The sequence below is a fragment of the Marivita hallyeonensis genome (assembly GCF_900129875.1).
GTDB classification, from domain to species: Bacteria; Pseudomonadota; Alphaproteobacteria; order Rhodobacterales; family Rhodobacteraceae; genus Marivita; species Marivita hallyeonensis.
The window spans coordinates 1-16,307 of sequence record NZ_FQXC01000007.1; the positions used below are offsets into that span (position 1 = coordinate 1).

A 16,307-nucleotide genomic window follows, 5' to 3' on the forward strand; every position below is an offset into this window, starting at 1 on the left:
CCACCAGCTAGAGACCGATCCGCGCGGCATGGCAGAGCAGATGCTGGGGCTGGTTCAGGGGGATGTCATTCTGAGTTTCGCCTTTCGTCGCGCCCCACGTGGCTATGCCGCTCTTATCGAGACCGCGCGCGAGGCCGGTGCCACAACCATCATGATTTCGGGCCAGTCGGGTGCGCTTCTCGCGCCGCGGCCTGACCAAATTCTGGCCGCGCCGAGGTCTGGTGACCCCGACGCGTTTCAGACCCTGACCGTGCCGATGACGGTGTGCAATGCCATCGTCATCGCCGCCGGTCTTACGGCTAAAGAGGAATCGCTGAAGAAGCTCGAACGGCTGGGACAGCTGATCGAGCGGTTCGAATAACGAAGGACCCAAGGGAGGATCACATGAAGGTTCTGACTGCAACGCGCCTCGGCGCGATAAGTATTCTCATGTCCACGGCTGCGTTGGCTCAGGACAATCTGGACACCATGACACCGGAAGAGCTGTTGCCTTTGGCGCAGGAGGAAGGGACCGTCACGGTCTATTCATTTACGAGCCGGATAGGCCGCGTCGAGACTGCGTTCGAGGAGGCGTATCCGGGCATCGACCTGCAAGGATTCGACATCTCGTCTACCGAACAGATCGCGCGCCTGACCGCCGAGGCGCAGGCCGGCGTGACGAATGCGGATGTCATTTACGTCTCGGACGTGCCTGTTGTTCTGCCTGCATTGTTGGAGGCCGGGATCATAGCCAACTATGTGCCGCCCCGGGTAGCCGATCGCGTCTCGGCGGAGTTCCAGTCGCCGCTATTGGCACAGCGGCTTTCAACCAAAGTCTTGATGTACAACGAGGAAGCCAATCCCGAAGGGTCTCCCATCACGAACCTGTGGCAACTCACCACAGATGACTGGCGCGGCCGGGTCGTCATGGTCGATCCGCTACAGCGTGGCGACTACCTAGACCTGATGACGGAAATCGTGCTGCGCTCCGGGGAGATGGACGAGGCCTATGAGGCCCAGTTCGGGCAGGCCATCGATCTCGACGGGGCCGCGAATGCAGGCGAGCGCTTCATTATGGACCTTTTCGCCAATGACCTGATCCTCGTCGGATCGACCGATGATGTGAACATCGCGGTGGGTGCGATCGGGCAGGAGAACCCGCCTGTGGGCTTCACCAGCTATTCGGACCGCCGCGACAATGAGGACGAGGGATGGGCGCTCCAGGTCGCGAACGGTGTCGAGCCCGCTCCGGGGATCATCTTCCCGGCGATCCTGGCCTTGTCTACTGAGCCGAACAACCCTGCTGCAGCGCGGTTGGTTATCGACTTCCTGATGGGAGACGAGACAGAGACCGGCGGTCCCGGCCTCGCGCCGTTCTATGTCGCAGGCGACTACGTAACCCGCACCGACATCCCTCCGCATCCCGACGCCGTGCCGCTCGACGATTTCACCGCCTGGCGGATCACCCCGGCGGAAACCGCCAAGATCCGCGCCGAGATTGGCGACCTGATCCTGACCCTTCAGTAGACGGGGCCTCCCTGGTGGGGGCGGGCGTGACGTAGCGACCGCCCCCGCATTATCATGACTTCAATCTATAGAGGTGACCTCGGATGGCGGATACAGCCATGAGCGGGCAGGGACGGCGCGTGTTCTTTCGACAGGGAACCGTTCTGAAGACAGTGGTTCTGGCGATCCTGATCGCACTGATCGTTCTGCCCCTCCTCAGAACTGTGCTCTTCACGTTGCAGCCTGGCACTGTCGGCGCCTGGTCGGACGTGCTCGTTGGACGGCTCTCGACCAATCTCTTCTACAAGCCGCTCGGCAACACGCTGCTTATCGGTTTCGTCGTGTCAGCGGGCTGTGTGCTCATCGGTGGATTTCTGGCCTGGCTTGTTGTGATGACGAACGTACCCTTCCGCAAGACTATCGGCGTGATGGCGACGCTGCCGTTCATGATTCCATCCTTCGCCGCGGCGCTGGCATGGGGATCGCTTTTTCGCAATGATCGCGTCGGCGGTCAGATCGGCTGGTTGCAGGGCTTGGGCGCAGACATCCCCGATTGGCTGGCCTGGGGCATGGTGCCGACCCTGATCGTGTTGACGCTGCACTATTTCAGTCTTGCCTTCACGATCATCGCCGCCGCGCTGGCGACCGTGAACTCGGACCTCGTCGAGGCAGCCCAGATTGCTGGTGCCAAGGGGAGGCGCATCCTGATGGGGATCATCCTGCCAGTGACGACGCCCGCGCTGGTCGCCGCCGGGTCGCTCTGCTTCGCCGGAGCGGTGTCGAACTTTGCGACGCCCGCGCTTCTTGGACTGCCGGTCCGGATGCAGACGCTCTCTACCCGGCTTTTTGGTATGATCGAGGTGGGGCAGGTCGGACGCGGCTATGTCATCGGCATACTACTGGTGCTGATTTCGGGCGCCTTCCTCTGGGCGGGGAACCGCATCGTCTCAGGGCGGCGTTCCTACGCCACGATCACCGGCAAGGGCGGGCGGGCCAAGCGCTTCGACCTGCGCAGTGCGCGCTGGCCGCTCTTCGCGGTGGCGATGGTAATCCTTCTCAGTTCCACAATCGTGCCGGTCATCGTGCTGACCGCATCTAGCCACGCGCCCTCTTCGGCCAATCTCTTCTCGGACTGGACGCTGCACTTCTGGATCGGGCAGAGCGATCCGTCCTTTGCGCAAGGCATCCCAGGCATCGCCTACAACGAGGATATCGTGCGAGCGCTGACAATCACGCTGGCCCTCGGCTTCGCGGTCGCTTTCACCGGCATGGCGGTGGGGCTGCTCGCCTCTTACACTACGGCGCGTTACCGCGAGGGCTGGATGTCGGCGGCGATCACGCAGGTCAGTTTCCTGCCGCTGCTGGTGCCCGGCATCGCCTTCGGCGCGGCCTATATCGCCTATCTCGGTGCGCCGATCGGACCCTTCCCGGCGCTCTACGGCACTTTCGCGCTGCTGGTCATTGCCGCCACCGCCTACCTGTTGCCATTTTCAGTGCAGACGGGGCGCGCCGTGATCCAGCAGGTTGGCGGAGAGCTTGAGGAGTCGGCCCGCATCACCGGGGCGAGTTTCGCCCGCAGGCTGGCGCAGATCACTGTGCCGCTGGCGATCCGGGGTCTGGCGGCAGGCGGCATCTTGATCTTCGTCAAGATCATCCGCGACCTATCGCTCGTTGTGCTTCTGTTCACCCCGACGATGCCGGTCCTGTCGGTGCTGGCCTACCGCTATGCGTCGGAAGGCTTCGGCCAGTTCGCCAACGCAATCACGGTCGTGATCCTGTTCCTCTCCATTGCCGCGACGCTCATCGCGAACCGGTTGCAATCGAAATCCCAGCCCTGGCTGCAGAACTAAAGGTAACCCATGCTGGAAATCCAAAACCTCGTAAAACGCTTCGGCTCGTTCGAAGCGGTCAAGGACGTCTCGATCTCCGTCCCAGACGGCGCTTTCCTTGTACTGCTAGGACCGTCGGGCTGCGGCAAGACTACGCTCTTGCGCATGCTGTCGGGGCTCGAACTGCCTTCGGCGGGGCAGATCGTTTTCGACGGCGAAACCGTTTCGGACGGCGATCGCAATTGGTCTGTCGATCCGGCCAAGCGCAATTCGGGCCTCGTCTTCCAGTCCTACGCGCTCTGGCCGCACATGTCGGTCAAGGGCAACGTGGAATGGCCGCTCAAGGTCATGAAGATGCCGAAGGCCGAGCGCGCTGCGCGGGTCGCCGAGGTGCTGAAGCTTCTCGACATCGCACAGCTGGCCGAGCGTTACCCGAACGAAATCTCGGGCGGCCAGCAGCAGCGCGTCGCCATCGCGCGGACCATCGCGCCGAAGCCCTCGGTCTTGCTGTTCGACGAGCCGCTGTCGAACCTTGACGCCAAACTTCGCGTCGAGATGCGGACCGAGTTGATGAAGCTTCATCGCGCGACGGGCGCGACAACCGTCTACGTGACCCACGACCAGATCGAGGCGATGACCATGGCGACCCATGTCGCGGTGATGAATCAGGGCCGTGTCCAGCAGTTCGGCACCCCGGCCGATCTGGTAGACCACCCCGAGACGGCGTTTGTCGCGACATTCGTCGGCACGCCGCCCAACAACATGGTGCCCGTGGTGAAAAACGGCATCGGTTACAAGGTGGGCGGGCGGCACATGCCTGTGACCCCGCCTGCGGACGAGTGCCTCGCAATGTACCGCGCCGAAAAGATGACGCTGGCGGAGACCGAGGGCGAAACAACCCTGCCCATGGAACTTGTCGAGACGAGCGCCATCGCAGGGCGCACCATGGTGACCGGATTGCGCGACGGGCTACGCCTGACGGCAATCGTTGACCGTCCACCCGCGGCCCGTATCGGCGAGACGGTCCAGTTCCGCCTACCCGAGCGCCCGGACAGCTGGTTCGCCCCCGACGGCGAGAGGATCGACTGATGCGGTTACTACTGGTCCGCCACGGGCAATCGGAATGGAACGCGGTCCACCGGTTGCAGGGTCAAGCCGATATTGGTTTATCCGAATTGGGCAAGGCTCAAGCCGATACTCTGCGTCCCGTGATTGAGAGGATTGGACCCTGCCGTACCGTGGCATCCGACCTCAAGCGTGTCCGCGAAACCGCCGCACGCATCGGTGCCGAGGCACCCCGCCACACGATGGGTCTTCGCGAGATCGATGTCGGAGACTGGACCGGACGGCCGATTGAGGAGATCGTGGCCGAGGACGAGGCGGCTTATCTCGGCTGGCGCGCCGGAACAGTGGCGCCGCCCCGGGGCGAGGCATGGGGCGACTTTGTGTTCCGCGTCTCGGGGATCATCGAGCAAGAACGGGCGAAGCCATGCGAGAATCTCTTGGTTGTTTGCCATGGGGGCGTGATCCGGGCGCTGCTCCAGAAATACATCGGGCTGGAACCGGCACATATCATCCCTGTCGCCCCGGCAAGCCTCAGCGCATTTCGCCTCGGCAACGGAAAGCCGCCGCGGCTTGAGCTTTTCAATTACCGCCCCACCGATCTGGATTTTGGGGCACCCGACTGATGGGCCTGGAAATCCTCTTTCTCGGCATCGGTGGTGCACTTCTGTTCTATGGCGGAGACTGGTTGGTGGACGGTATCGAAGGGCTCGCCACCAGTTGTCGCCTCCCGTCTGTCCTCGTGGCCTTCGTGGTCATGGGGTTTGGAACCTCCGCACCTGAACTTTTTGTCGCGGTGCAGGCCACACTGGCGGGGGCGCCCGACATCGCCATGGGAAACGTTGTTGGCAGCAACATCGCAAATCTGCTTCTGGTGCTCGCGGTAACGGCCCTGGTCATGCCGCTGGCCATCGACCGAAACGTCCTTCGGATCGATGGCGGCGCGATGCTTTTGTCGGCCCTGGCGCTCTGTGCGGTCGCATGGGACGGAATGGTCTCTAGGAGCGACGCACTCATGCTGATATTGGGCATGCTAAGCTACCTTGGATCTCGATACTGGACGCTTCCGGAGAGTGCCGCGGTTGATGATAACCCTGCGCAGGGTCATTCCGTATCGATTTTCAGATGTGTCACGGCGCTGGTTACCTTGCCAGTTGGCGCCTATCTTTTCATCGACGGCGCGGTCGGAATTGCAAAACTAGTTGGAGTGTCTGAAACGATAATCGGACTGACCGTCGTGGCACTCGGGACATCGTTGCCGGAAATGGCATCCTGCGTGGCGGCGGCCCTGCGAAGAAATTCCGACATGGTTCTCGGCGGCGTCCTCGGGAGTAACGTCTTCAACGGCACCATTGTCTTGGGAAGTGCCGCTCTGACCGTTCCTCTGCCGGTTTCGCCAGACTTCACGGGGTTCTGGATCCCGGTGATGCTTGTCGGTTCCGTGATAACTCTGATCTTCCTTAGGTCCGGGTTCGTGCTAAGCCGTCGCGAGGCCTCGATCATGCTCATTGGGTATTTCGCGGTGTTTCTGTCCATTTGACTTGCGAAAGTCGGGATTTGCAGGCTGAAGCATGAGCCAAAGACACTTTTTTTTTGGGCGTGCTGCACGATAATGGGACGCATTATCGCGTTCTAGACGTCCCTGTAATTTCGATACCTTTCCAATGTCCGCTATGGGGGCTGCACATGCAGCATACATCGCCGTTGTTGAAAGTCGGCTTTGGGCCGTCAGCGTGTCCCAACAACCAAGACCTCCGAGACACCGCGTTTACCGCTGTCGCGTCCCAGCTGAACAATGACATCGATAGATCGGCGGATGTAGCTCTGTACCTCGGCGAAGGTCAAAGGTGTCCCGGCCTGCAAGACCATGATCGCCAACCGGTCTATCGCCAGCTCAGCGGTTTCGGCGTGGATTGTCGTCACCGATCCGCCGTGACCCGTGTTTATGGCTTCCAGATATGTCAGCGCTTCGGCACCGCGCAACTCGCCCACAACGATGCGATCCGGGCGCATGCGCAAACTCGCCTGTAGCAAAGCATTTGTAGACCGCTGGGATGTCGGAACGCGTTCAGCCAGCAGGCAAACAGTATTTGGCTGGCCAGGGAAAAGCTCGAAGGCGTCTTCTATGGTGATAAGCCTCTCGTCGTCCGGGACCGATTTCAGCAGATGCCTTGCGAATGTGGTTTTGCCGGTGGACGTCCCACCGCTGACCAAGAGGTTCAAACGATGACGGACGAGCGACGACAAGGCTCTGGAGAGGTCGCTCTTTGCAATTTCCTCGACTTCTGAGACTCTCGATTGCCGCCGATCATCGAGCGAGACCGGTTTCCCGAACAGATACTCAGGATCGAAGGTTGTCTGGCCACCAACGCCAAATAGCCGAATGGAGATCGCTGCGCCGTGTTCTACCGCGGGTGGCACAACAACCTGGATGCGTAGCGGGCGCTCAAGGTATTCGATCTTACCAGAAACTAAAGGCGACTTCTGCGACACTCGCGCGCGCGCATCACCGACCAATGTGGCAGCCAGATTTGCTGCTGCGGCCACCTCTACAGTCCGGTCAATTCTCTCCATGGCGTGGGCACCTTGGCGTTCGATCCAGACATTACCATCCGGGTTGATCGCCAACTCAATGATGTCGTCCCCCAGGATCAAATCGCGGTAGGGTTCTAGGTATTGCTCGAGATACGAGGAGGGGAGGGACGCTTCGCTCAATAGATCACGATGTCCCTATCGACCAGTACGGTTACCATGGCCCCCTGATCGACGTAGATGGTTGGCGAGATCGAGACCTGATCGGCGATCACCGAACTTGTCGCGTCTTCGAGATCATTGCCGACCTCCTCCAGAACCTCGCGGGTTACTTCGTCTTCCGTGGAGTTGGCGGCGACGGCGGGGGCTGCGCCGATCATCGATATCAGAGCAGCTCCTCCAAAGCGTTCGTCGAACTTCGTATCCACCACACCGGTCAGGCCGGAGCGTCCGAGTCGATCACCCCCGACTGAGGTGATCTGCATGGATGTACCGTCCGGCGTGAGGACGCGCGTCCATAGAATGAGGATGCGCTTCTGGTTCACTTCCACACCAGATCGATATTGCCCGAACAACCGCGAACCTCGTGGGATCAGTACTGCGTCGCCGGAGAACGCGTAGACAGGTTCCGCGACGACCGCGACAACGTTTCCGGGCAGATCACTGTTGATGGCCGTTTGCAGTGCCGCCTGTATGACGGACCCTTGCGCGAGAGTGCGTTCGGGTCGCTCCATCTGCGCCGCCTCATCGATTTCAAGCGGCCGCGCCGCGCTTCTGAGATAGGCTTCGTTTTCATTCAGTGGGATATCTGCGCCTGGCGCGCCGTTCTGCAGGCCGCTGGCGTTTGGTGCCGAAACCGATGATCCTGTCGAATAGACTACGGCAGGAGACTGGATCTGGGCCCTCAATAGTTGTTCGGCCTGCTGTTCGGCTTCGCGGCGCTTTTGCTCCTCTTCCTGTCTGCGACGTTCCTCTAGAAGCTGTTGGTCGCGGATCAGGGCGTCATTGGCGCGTTCCGCTTCAAGGGCTTCGCGTTGCGCGCGTTCTGCGTCCAGAAGACTCTGAAGAGAGTTCAGCCGAGTCTCGCTGTCGCGTTCCAGGGCCGCAAGTTTTTCGTCTCGTTCCGCGACAGCGGCTTCGAGGGCTTGTGCTTGATCTGCGAAGGCATTGCGCAGTTCGGTGACGGCTGACTGAATCTCGGCGTTTCGCTCGGCTTGAGTAGTGGCGAGTGCTTCGCGAAGCTCAGCCAGTTCGGCGAGGATATCAGCGCTTGGTTCAGCCGCGGGCGGGACCGGCTCGGGGGCTTCAAGGGCTTCTTCCACAGCGATAAGGGCATCGTTCACGCGCTGGTCCGCTTCATTGGCGGGAAATTCCAGCCGACCACCATTTGAGATACCGTCATTCTGAAATGGCTCGACACCCGAAGTCTCTAGTTGGTCTGGATCCGCTTGCCAGTCAGTCGACAGGAAATACGCAACGCCCGCACCGCCGAGGCCGAGAGCGAGCGCCAGGGCAGTGACACCGAATCCGGATCTGGGTTTGGAACGTTTTGCCTTGCTGAATGTATCCAGCCGGTTCTTCAGGTTGGGATCATCCGACATGGCTCAGTCGCTCACGTATATCGCGGAGGTGTCTCGGTAGATGCAGAGCGCTTCTTCACCCAGCCGCAGTGTCCAGAAGTCGTTGACACCGGAGACGCGGACGGTGTTGCCGTTCTGGGTCCAATTGACCGTGCGCTCGCGACCGCGGTTGTCAGCCTTGAAGATCGCGGGTTGCCGTCCGCTTTCGGGAAAACTGAAGTAGGTGAACCGACCGTCGTCATAGACCGTGGCTGGGCGAAAGTCGCCTTCGCCGGCGATCTTGTAGTTGTAGTTGCGCGGCGCTTTGAGCCCTTTGGGCTGTGCGTTCGTCAGTGTGGCAAGGCGCTCTTCGCTCGGGTAGCGAAACCGCACTTCGAAGAACATGCCCGTGCGACCTGGAATCGAGCCTTCCCGGAGATGGAATGCATAGCTGCGACGGTTGGTGATCACGGTCATGTTGGTCGAAGCATTTTGGACATGCGGCTTGATCGTCAGCACATTGCCAAGCTCGGGAATTGGATCGACCTGAAAGCTTTCGGTGTCTCCCACGATTACAGCCTCGAACCGCTCCCCGTCTCCAAACTGGATCGTGGTCGAGTGCCGCAGATCCGTCTCGATACGGAACACCTGCTGCTCGTCGTAGACCGCATATCGTATGCGGATATCTTTCGGCCCACCCTGAGGCGTCGCTTCCGAAAGCACTTGAGAAGGTGCAAGAGCCAAAAGCAAACAGGGCAGGGCGGTGCGCAGCTTCATCACTCAGTTCTCCAACGTTTCGGCGTCGACACGATAAGACGTGACGACAAATCCGAGCGGGTTGGCCCAGACCTGCTGCAACCGCTGACGGGTTTCCGGGCGAAACTCGTAGCGCAGCGTAGCGACGTAGGGCCGTGTCACAGTCCTGTTGTCACGGGGTTTTCGAAGCGTTTTCGTGAACCGCACCTGCGCCACCCCGGGTTCGACCTGGTTCACAGACCGGATGACCACATCGATTTTCGCGTCCCGTCCATAGACTGAGATCGGATAGGCAGGATTGGTTGAAGACCAAAGATCGCGAAGCGTGCGTGCGGCGTCTTCGTCGGATCTTTGCAGGACCGAATTGATCCGTTCTTCACCGTCGGTCAGGTCGTAGGTTTCGCGATCATCCACGTAGGCGACCAGATTAGCCTGAATGATCGCATCACTTTCGTCGAGGCTGAGCGCCTCGACAGCGGCAACACGGTCCATTTCGCCGGTTTCCTTGTCGACGACGACCACGAAGGTCTCGACCGTCTTGAGCGGGAACAAAGCAACGGCTCCCACGAAACCGACCAAACCGACGATCACACCAGCAGCGGCGACAAAGTAGGCAAAACGCTCGCGCCTGCGTGGCCCAAAGATGAAGTCGGCCTCGAAAGCGTCCTGATCGAACTCCGCGCGGGTCATGTCTTGCGAAAGGATTTTGTCAGCGCGAGCGCGGCTGCAGGCGTCCGGCGGATCAATTCGTTGCTCTTCGTGGCCGCACCGCTCACTTCGCGTCGTAGCTCGTACGGCGTTCTGCCGGTCAAGATGCGTCCTGCACCACCCGCGCCATACTCTCCAGCGTTGACCACGCCGCGTCGCGCCAATCCCGTCAGGCCGATCGCATTCGAGGCGATGCCCATGACACCTGTGAGGTTGGATGCGATGAACGGGACGGCGGCCATCACGCCAGCTGAAAGGAGCAAGATCACGAGGAACGGCAGGATCAGGCTGACCGTTTCGACGTTGTCCGGGTCGGCGGAGGCGTCGCCAATAGACTCAGCGATGGCGACGATGATCCCGGCGGCTCCGGCAGCGGCCACAGGCATCAAGGCATAGCCGATGGTTGCCCGGGTCCAGGCTTCGAAAAGCGATTGGGTCGGTTTGAAGAGCGACGTCAGGATCATGAAGGGCGCGATAACGATCATCAGTGTGAAAACGATACGCGCATAGGCGATGATCCCGGCGGTGACGGCTGCGAAGATGGCGGACAGAACGAAGAAGATCGCTCCGAGCACTGCGCCAAACACCCAGCCTGCACGGTCGCCGATGGCGTCACCATAGGCGGTGATCCGGTTCACCATGCTGTCGAGGCTTTCGTAGACCCCTGCTTCATTCCCGGAATCCGTAAGCGCGAGAATCGATGCACCAATGCTTTCTGGGACTTCTGTGACAATCGTGTACACGACTTGGAAGTTGTCCCAACTCTGGGCAAATATCCCAATTAAAGAAATCTTTATTCCAAAAGCAAAACCACTTCCAAAGGTCATCGGTCTGATTTGCATTACTACATTGGTGCCGATCAAGATGAGCAAGACAGCTGACCCAATCGAAAGAACATCACCGACGGCACCTGCGGAAGAGACAAATCCATCCTGCGAAACCGTATCGATGGCGTCATCGACTTGTTCGAGTATGTCCCTTATTATTCCCATCAGTCTGCCGAGCATGCCGCAGTGCGGGCTTCCTCGAACTCAGTTGCCATTTCGTCCAATTTAACGACGTCAAACGGCAAGCGCGGGTTGCCAGAGATGACAAATTCTTCGGAACGTTCAACGACCTCCCGCCACGAAAACTCCGCGATCTGGCAGTCGCAGCCACCCGTTTCCCTCCAATGCTCTGTAGCGATGATGCGCAAAATCGCGCGGTAGCCGTTACGAATGTATGCGGTTTCCGCAAGGTCCTTCGGCGGCCGCGGAGCTTTGCATTCTGTTTGGTCATCGGTCGGTTGCACCATGGTTTCGAACCCACCTTGGGAGGTTTGAGCGCTCAGCGTCAGCGGCATGCAGACCAGCGTCAGCGCGGTCAGGGAAATGGGAGCCACTCGGATCATTTTGGCACCTCCATGGAGCGGAATTTTCGCTCCTCGGCGAGGGTTGCGGCATCAACAACACCCAACTGCCCGCCATTGACGCCGGCGGCGGCTTCCAGACGCCAGATCTGGGTGAGGATGATGCCGAGTTCGGCCGTCACGCGCGTGTTGAGATCGACCGCGGCTTTCAGACCGCCTTGGTCGTCGATCAGCCCCACCATGGTCTCAAGACGGCCAAGGCTTTCCCCGGCTTCGACATGGCTTTCCTGAGCGGCAACCGACAGCATCGCGCTGGACCCGGCTTGCGTCGCGATCCGATTGTCTGCGGGCTCACCGCTGGTCGCCAGGGATGTCAGGCGCTCTTGGGTGAACCCGCTGCCGGACAGAACCCGTTCAACGGCAGCATCCAGCTCCGCCCCCGGTCGAAAGCCGCTCAGAAAGTCACCGCTCGAAATGGCTTCGGCTGTCGCGAGTGGTGCCGTCAGCTTGCCACGGACCCTCTCGAACTCTTCGACGGTCGCAAAGAGTTGGCCCAATTCATTGCCATCGATAAGAGAGGCTAGTTGGCCCTCGAGGTTCAGAAGCTGGCTCAACTGCGTTTCCAACTCCTGCCGCATCGTCGCGAGCTGTTGCAGCTGGACATTCAGATCCTCCGCCATGTGTTCGAGCTGCAAGACCAATTGCCGAAGGTTTGAGTTGTCGAATGTCGGGACACCCTGGGCATCGGCTTGATCTGCGGGCGTGACGGCGAGAAGCGTGGCGAAGGCGGTGCCGAAGGTTTTTCCTTTCATCGGATGACTCCCATGCGCATGAAGTCGCGCTCAGAGAGCCGGTCCGCGGCCAGATGTTGGCCATGGGCTGCCTCGCGCTGACGGTTGGCAGCCATCAGACGAACGCGAAGGTTGAGGATGCGGCCTATTTCGGCCTTGGCGTAAGTATTGAGTTCGAAGGCCCGCTTGATGTCCGGCGTCTCGTCGATCTGCCGGATGATCGAGGCGAGCCGATTGATGACTTGCTCGGTCGTGGCGTGGCTATCGGCGGCGTAGTAAACACTGGCTTCTGAGATGCTGCTGTACTCCGCAAGCGCCATGTCCGACGGCGAGAGCGTGCCGAGCGCATCCGCCCCACCAACAACGGCGAGATATTCGTTGTAGAACCGCGAGATATTCCGAACATATCCCTGGGTTTCGGCAAAGGGTGGCACGCCGCCATATTCATGGACCCGGCCAGGTCCGGCGTTATAGGCGGCAAGTGCATGCGGGATGTTTCTGAACGTGTTCAGCTGCGTCGTGATGTACCGCGCGCCGCCGCGGAGGTTGTCCATAACATCGTATCGATCAACGCCCATGTCAGACGCTGTTCCCGGCATGAGCTGCGTCAGGCCATAGGCGCCCACGGGGCTTTGCGCGGTGACGCTGAACCGGCTTTCCTGTTTGATCAGCGCCTGGAAAAGGCAGCGCCACTGGGTGGCTGAAAGGCCAGCCCGCCGCACTCCGGCCGCTCCGGCATATTCATCGGCCACCCGCACAATCATCATCTCGATGGTCTCGCGTCCCTCCCCGAAGAGGCGGCCGTCCATAGGGTGATTGGCGGCAACGGGGTAGACATCGCCCGCAGGGAAGTCCGCATTTCCTTCCAGCGCGCGAATGTCGAGCCCCGGGCCGGTGAGTGCAGTTGACATTGCCTCCAGCACTCGAAGCTGATCGGATTGAACCGATGAGAGCGTTTCTCCCGTGCCCAATTGGTCGCGCTGCGCCTCCATATCGTCCCCCAGTTTCGAGAGGATGGTGAAAAGCTGCCCAAGCCCTGCGTTGTCTTGCGTCGGCACGCCTTGCGCCTGGGCGAGGGGCGTCGAGCAGACCAGAATGGCAATGAGAGAGGCCGCTGGTTTCATGGGTTGCGCCCGATCGCTTCGAAGTCGCAGTCCTTGGTGCCTTGCGCTGCAAAGGAGAGTACCTCTGTGCTGGCCCGGCTCACGGCAGGCGCGCCGTCGCGGCCAAAGCACGGCGAGGTGGCATCGGTGTAGCGTTCACAGGCGGTGAGTATGGTTGCCAGAAGGATCAGTATTAATCGCATAGCTGCCTCCAGAAGTCGGGGGTGCCGCGCCAGTCGTTGCCGAGCTGGGCCTCAGCGGACCGTCCGCCTCCCAAAATGGTAAGAAGCGGTCCAAGCGCTGTGAGATCCGCATCGACAAAGACGCTGTCACCTGCGGATCGCACCAGTGCGATGCGCTGGCCTGCTGTGGGTCTTGTCAGAAGTTCGGCTTCCTTTTCGTTCACGCGCAGGAAGTCGTAGTCGGAGGGGGTCGCCCGTTCATTGGGGAAAATTATTTGGGTCGGTACCGTCTCGATAATGGTCTTGCCGACCCGAGCCTCTCGCAACTGACTGGGGTATTGGGTCATCATCACGACGACGCAGTTCATCTTGCGGAGGGTGACGAGCCAGTTCTCGAGTCTCGCCGCGAAATAAGGATCGTCGAGAAGCTTCCAGGCTTCGTCCAGAACAATCACTGTCGGTCGGCGATCTTCTACGATCCGCTCGATCCGGCGCAGGATGTAGGACAAGACGGCCATGCGTTCGGTCGACATGTCGAGGATCTCGGTCATGTCGAATCCGACAATGTCACCTTCCATATGCAGGGCATCGTTGTCCTGCGGCATATCGAAGACCCAGCCATAACGACCGCCCGGTGCCCATTCCCCAACACGCGCCTGCACCTCGCCGTCGTCGTCGAGCGATTGAAACAAGGTCTGGAACGAGACAAACCGTTGCAGCGAGGGGCCGGCATCCGCATTCTGCGACACCGCGCTCTGAACGCGCCGAGACTGCTCTCCGGACAGATCGCCCGCCCGCGCCAGAAGCGTCGCCAGCCAGTCCGACAGCCAGGCCCGTCCGCGTTCATCCGTTTCTGTCTGCAGCGGATTGAGGCCGGTTGGGATACCGGCAAGAATCGTATTGTAGTGACCGCCCAGGGCGCGCACCGCCATCTCGAGCCCGCGATCCTTGTCGAAGAAAAACAGCCGCGCGCCGACCCGCTGCGCTTGGGCGGCGAGAAAAGCAGTCGTGAGGGTCTTGCCGCTGCCCGTGCGACCCAGAACAAGCGTATGGCCAACGGTCGGTTCGCGCTCGGGCGACCCGGGTTCGTGGAAATTGAAGCCGTAGGAAGAGGTGCCAGTCGTCGGGAAGACTGTCACGCGCGCTCCCCACGGCGTCTCTCGATCCGAACGTCCTTCGACGCATCCATGCAGCGCCGAGAAATCCGCAAAGTTGATCGTGGAGATCGGTGTCTTTCTAGCACGGTAGCCGTAGTTGCCGGGAGCCTGCCCAAAATAGGTTGCCTTGAGGGCCATGTTCTCTCGTACGATCACGGCCATGATTTCCTGCCCCAGACGTTTGATCTCGGCTGCGGCCTGTTCGAGCGTCGGTTGATCGGGCGCGTGGACGGCGATGGACAAGTGATGATCGCCGAACGCAATGCGCCCAGCTTCCTGATCATCGGCCGCTTCCATGAGCTGATCCCGCAAGGAGACTGCCGCGTCATCGGCCGCGCGCATCTGCCGAACGATCCGTTGAATCCGTTCTGCCATGATATTTGTGGGGATCGGGGTAAAGGAATTGGTCAGCACGATATCAAGCGGAAGGTCGAGACCGTCAAACAGAGAGACATCCGTAAGCGCAGGATAGCTCTTGATGCTGAAGAGGGCCGCATATCGTGTCTCGCCCGTCGTGCCACATGCGATCCGGGCCGTATCTCCGTCAAAAGTCGCTCGGCAGGATCCAAGCGCGTAGGCCAGGGGCAGGGGGGCGTTTGGTCGGGCAATCGGGGCGTATTGGCCGGTGAGCAGCGTCGCAAGAAACCCGAGCCATTCGCCGGTGATGTTGTCGAGACGAACGGGTTTTGCAGGTGCAAGCGCAGTCTCGAAGAATCCGGCCACTTCATCGAGTTCCCGCGCACGGCCCGCGCGGTCTTTCATCCAGGTTCGCTTGGCAAAGGCGTTGAGCAGCGGGACCCGTGCCCCGATCTCCGGACGTCGCAAGATGCTCAGATAAAGTTGCGGTTTCTTGGGCGCGAGTTGCGCGATGTGAGCTTGCCAGCGTCGGTCGATCTCCGCTGCAAAGCCGTCGCCTTGTACAGGACGCATCGCGAGCTTCTGAGGGACAAATATGCGATGGACATAAAAGCCGTAGAGATTGCCCGTTTGCGCGATGACGGCCGCGACCGCGCGTTTCATGGCATCAAGATCGGCGTCCGGCGTTGTCGGTGCCGCAAGTCCCTCGAGACGGAGCGTGGCCATCAGATCGCCCTCCCGCAAGACCATGACATCGGGTTTGGCGAAGGCGACGTAGGGCAAATGCTCGGCGAGATGGCTTTCGCGTGCCAAGGCTGTGCCGCTGGTTTCAATGACCGCCGGGCTGGGCTTTGCGTATTTTATCCCGTCAAGCGCCATAGCTGTCTCCGCCGTGAAGCGCTCGATTGCGCGTGCCGCGCACCGTGCCGTAGGAGACTCGCAGAACTTCGAAGAAATGCGGTTCCTTGTCGGCAACAAACCAGAGGACAGGATAGGCGAGCGCGCCGACCAGAAAGAAGACCGGTGACTTCGTCCAGATAAAGGGCAGGACCACGCCAAGCGTGAGCACGACGAGATATCCGACCGGCAAGCCGAGATATTTCGGTGGGCGGGCCAACCCGAGAAAGAGAGGGGATCGCATGGCCATCAGGTAAACCCGTCAACGATGGTGCCCGCGGAGAAGATCAGGACGATCCCGATCACCACGGAGGCGAACCATCCCCAGTTGAGCCGCCCCATCATGCACATGAAGCCAGTGCCGATGACGGCGAGCGTCGCGACCGCGATGCCGATTGGGCCGGTGAGCGCCGCTTCGATTGTCTCGAGCATTGTCTGGATGGGCGAGAGGTCCTGGGCAAGGGCAGGGGAGGCCCATAAGGCCAGAAGGCCAATGATTGGAGGCAGGTATCCTGGAGGCAATCTTCGCATCGGTTTCCCT

18 protein-coding genes are annotated in these 16,307 nt (G+C 60.5%); 6 read left to right on the plus strand and 12 right to left on the minus strand.

Translation table 11 applies throughout. The features are described 5' to 3' along the window. The 6 genes from BUA42_RS21255 to BUA42_RS18505 form a co-directional block, all read left to right on the plus strand. A partial coding sequence (locus BUA42_RS21255) for a MurR/RpiR family transcriptional regulator (RefSeq protein ID WP_218588647.1) occupies nucleotides 1-361 on the plus strand: 361 nt, incomplete at its 5' end. Between the two features lie 23 nt (nucleotides 362-384). Further along, nucleotides 385-1,506 carry an ABC transporter substrate-binding protein gene (locus BUA42_RS18485; RefSeq protein WP_072779833.1) on the plus strand — a complete coding sequence of 374 codons (1,122 nt, stop codon included), beginning with the start codon at nucleotides 385-387 and terminating at the stop codon, nucleotides 1,504-1,506. An 83-nt stretch (nucleotides 1,507-1,589) separates the two neighbouring features. Continuing rightward, on the plus strand, nucleotides 1,590-3,335 hold the full coding sequence (locus tag BUA42_RS18490; RefSeq protein ID WP_072779834.1) for an ABC transporter permease: 1,746 nt from the start codon (nucleotides 1,590-1,592) through the stop codon (nucleotides 3,333-3,335). A gap of 9 nt (nucleotides 3,336-3,344) precedes the next feature. After that, nucleotides 3,345-4,403 (plus strand): ABC transporter ATP-binding protein, encoded by a 1,059-nt coding sequence (locus tag BUA42_RS18495; RefSeq protein WP_072779835.1) that lies wholly within the window; start codon nucleotides 3,345-3,347, stop codon nucleotides 4,401-4,403. Then, on the plus strand, nucleotides 4,403-5,002 hold the full coding sequence (locus BUA42_RS18500; RefSeq protein ID WP_143152748.1) for a histidine phosphatase family protein: 600 nt from the start codon (nucleotides 4,403-4,405) through the stop codon (nucleotides 5,000-5,002). Before BUA42_RS18495 ends, BUA42_RS18500 begins: the two co-directional genes overlap by 1 nt. Next, a complete protein-coding gene (locus BUA42_RS18505; RefSeq protein WP_072779837.1) occupies nucleotides 5,002-5,916 on the plus strand; it encodes a calcium/sodium antiporter in 915 nt (304 codons plus the stop codon). Before BUA42_RS18500 ends, BUA42_RS18505 begins: the two co-directional genes overlap by 1 nt. A gap of 188 nt (nucleotides 5,917-6,104) precedes the next feature. Here BUA42_RS18505 and BUA42_RS18510 read toward each other — a convergent pair whose 3' ends face one another. From BUA42_RS18510 to BUA42_RS18565, 12 genes are read right to left on the minus strand one after another with little or no spacing between them, the layout of a single operon-like run. Continuing rightward, a complete protein-coding gene (locus BUA42_RS18510) occupies nucleotides 6,105-7,091 on the minus strand; it encodes an ATPase, T2SS/T4P/T4SS family (protein ID WP_072779838.1) in 987 nt (328 codons plus the stop codon). After that, complete coding sequence (locus BUA42_RS18515; RefSeq protein WP_072779839.1) at nucleotides 7,088-8,509, minus strand: TraB/TrbI/VirB10 family type IV secretion system protein; 1,422 nt, start codon at nucleotides 8,507-8,509, stop codon at nucleotides 7,088-7,090. Before BUA42_RS18515 ends, BUA42_RS18510 begins: the two co-directional genes overlap by 4 nt. A gap of 3 nt (nucleotides 8,510-8,512) precedes the next feature. Further along, a complete protein-coding gene (locus BUA42_RS18520; protein WP_072779840.1) occupies nucleotides 8,513-9,244 on the minus strand; it encodes a TrbG/VirB9 family P-type conjugative transfer protein in 732 nt (243 codons plus the stop codon). Nucleotides 9,245-9,247: 3 nt separating this feature from the next. Further along, nucleotides 9,248-9,913, minus strand: a complete 666-nt coding sequence (locus BUA42_RS18525; RefSeq protein WP_072779841.1) for a VirB8 family type IV secretion system protein — start codon at nucleotides 9,911-9,913, stop codon at nucleotides 9,248-9,250. Further along, nucleotides 9,910-10,923: a type IV secretion system protein gene (locus tag BUA42_RS18530; protein WP_072779842.1), complete on the minus strand. Its 1,014-nt coding sequence runs from the start codon at nucleotides 10,921-10,923 to the stop codon at nucleotides 9,910-9,912. The genes BUA42_RS18525 and BUA42_RS18530 overlap by 4 nt, the downstream gene beginning before the upstream one ends. Further along, nucleotides 10,923-11,321: a hypothetical protein gene (locus tag BUA42_RS18535; RefSeq protein ID WP_245819067.1), complete on the minus strand. Its 399-nt coding sequence runs from the start codon at nucleotides 11,319-11,321 to the stop codon at nucleotides 10,923-10,925. The genes BUA42_RS18530 and BUA42_RS18535 overlap by 1 nt, the downstream gene beginning before the upstream one ends. Further along, a complete protein-coding gene (locus BUA42_RS18540) occupies nucleotides 11,318-12,091 on the minus strand; it encodes a type IV secretion system protein (RefSeq protein ID WP_072779843.1) in 774 nt (257 codons plus the stop codon). Before BUA42_RS18540 ends, BUA42_RS18535 begins: the two co-directional genes overlap by 4 nt. After that, nucleotides 12,088-13,194: a lytic transglycosylase domain-containing protein gene (locus BUA42_RS18545; protein ID WP_072779844.1), complete on the minus strand. Its 1,107-nt coding sequence runs from the start codon at nucleotides 13,192-13,194 to the stop codon at nucleotides 12,088-12,090. The genes BUA42_RS18540 and BUA42_RS18545 overlap by 4 nt, the downstream gene beginning before the upstream one ends. Beyond that, entirely contained in the window at nucleotides 13,191-13,376 is a 186-nt protein-coding gene (locus BUA42_RS18550; RefSeq protein WP_072779845.1) for a hypothetical protein, read from the minus strand. Before BUA42_RS18550 ends, BUA42_RS18545 begins: the two co-directional genes overlap by 4 nt. Continuing rightward, nucleotides 13,367-15,748: a VirB4 family type IV secretion/conjugal transfer ATPase gene (locus tag BUA42_RS18555; protein ID WP_072779846.1), complete on the minus strand. Its 2,382-nt coding sequence runs from the start codon at nucleotides 15,746-15,748 to the stop codon at nucleotides 13,367-13,369. The genes BUA42_RS18550 and BUA42_RS18555 overlap by 10 nt, the downstream gene beginning before the upstream one ends. Further along, a complete protein-coding gene (locus BUA42_RS18560) occupies nucleotides 15,738-16,016 on the minus strand; it encodes a VirB3 family type IV secretion system protein (RefSeq protein WP_013959852.1) in 279 nt (92 codons plus the stop codon). Before BUA42_RS18560 ends, BUA42_RS18555 begins: the two co-directional genes overlap by 11 nt. Beyond that, nucleotides 16,016-16,297 carry a TrbC/VirB2 family protein gene (locus tag BUA42_RS18565; RefSeq protein ID WP_013959853.1) on the minus strand — a complete coding sequence of 94 codons (282 nt, stop codon included), beginning with the start codon at nucleotides 16,295-16,297 and terminating at the stop codon, nucleotides 16,016-16,018. The genes BUA42_RS18560 and BUA42_RS18565 overlap by 1 nt, the downstream gene beginning before the upstream one ends. Nucleotides 16,298-16,307 lie beyond the last annotated feature (10 nt).

Bases quoted from the DNA above. Each gene is read 5' to 3' on its own strand.
- BUA42_RS18485 (WP_072779833.1), top strand. From the start codon at position 385: ATGAAGGTTCTGACTGCAACGCGCCTCGGCGCGATAAGTATTCTCATG.
- BUA42_RS18490 (WP_072779834.1), top strand. From the start codon at position 1,590: ATGGCGGATACAGCCATGAGCGGGCAGGGACGGCGCGTGTTCTTTCGA.
- BUA42_RS18495 (WP_072779835.1), top strand. From the start codon at position 3,345: ATGCTGGAAATCCAAAACCTCGTAAAACGCTTCGGCTCGTTCGAAGCG.
- BUA42_RS18500 (WP_143152748.1), top strand. From the start codon at position 4,403: ATGCGGTTACTACTGGTCCGCCACGGGCAATCGGAATGGAACGCGGTC.
- BUA42_RS18505 (WP_072779837.1), top strand. From the start codon at position 5,002: ATGGGCCTGGAAATCCTCTTTCTCGGCATCGGTGGTGCACTTCTGTTC.
- BUA42_RS18515 (WP_072779839.1), bottom strand. From the start codon at position 8,509: ATGTCGGATGATCCCAACCTGAAGAACCGGCTGGATACATTCAGCAAG.
- BUA42_RS18520 (WP_072779840.1), bottom strand. From the start codon at position 9,244: ATGAAGCTGCGCACCGCCCTGCCCTGTTTGCTTTTGGCTCTTGCACCT.
- BUA42_RS18525 (WP_072779841.1), bottom strand. From the start codon at position 9,913: ATGACCCGCGCGGAGTTCGATCAGGACGCTTTCGAGGCCGACTTCATC.
- BUA42_RS18530 (WP_072779842.1), bottom strand. From the start codon at position 10,923: ATGGGAATAATAAGGGACATACTCGAACAAGTCGATGACGCCATCGAT.
- BUA42_RS18535 (WP_245819067.1), bottom strand. From the start codon at position 11,321: ATGATCCGAGTGGCTCCCATTTCCCTGACCGCGCTGACGCTGGTCTGC.
- BUA42_RS18540 (WP_072779843.1), bottom strand. From the start codon at position 12,091: ATGAAAGGAAAAACCTTCGGCACCGCCTTCGCCACGCTTCTCGCCGTC.
- BUA42_RS18545 (WP_072779844.1), bottom strand. From the start codon at position 13,194: ATGAAACCAGCGGCCTCTCTCATTGCCATTCTGGTCTGCTCGACGCCC.
- BUA42_RS18550 (WP_072779845.1), bottom strand. From the start codon at position 13,376: ATGCGATTAATACTGATCCTTCTGGCAACCATACTCACCGCCTGTGAA.
- BUA42_RS18555 (WP_072779846.1), bottom strand. From the start codon at position 15,748: ATGGCGCTTGACGGGATAAAATACGCAAAGCCCAGCCCGGCGGTCATT.
- BUA42_RS18560 (WP_013959852.1), bottom strand. From the start codon at position 16,016: ATGGCCATGCGATCCCCTCTCTTTCTCGGGTTGGCCCGCCCACCGAAA.
- BUA42_RS18565 (WP_013959853.1), bottom strand. From the start codon at position 16,297: ATGCGAAGATTGCCTCCAGGATACCTGCCTCCAATCATTGGCCTTCTG.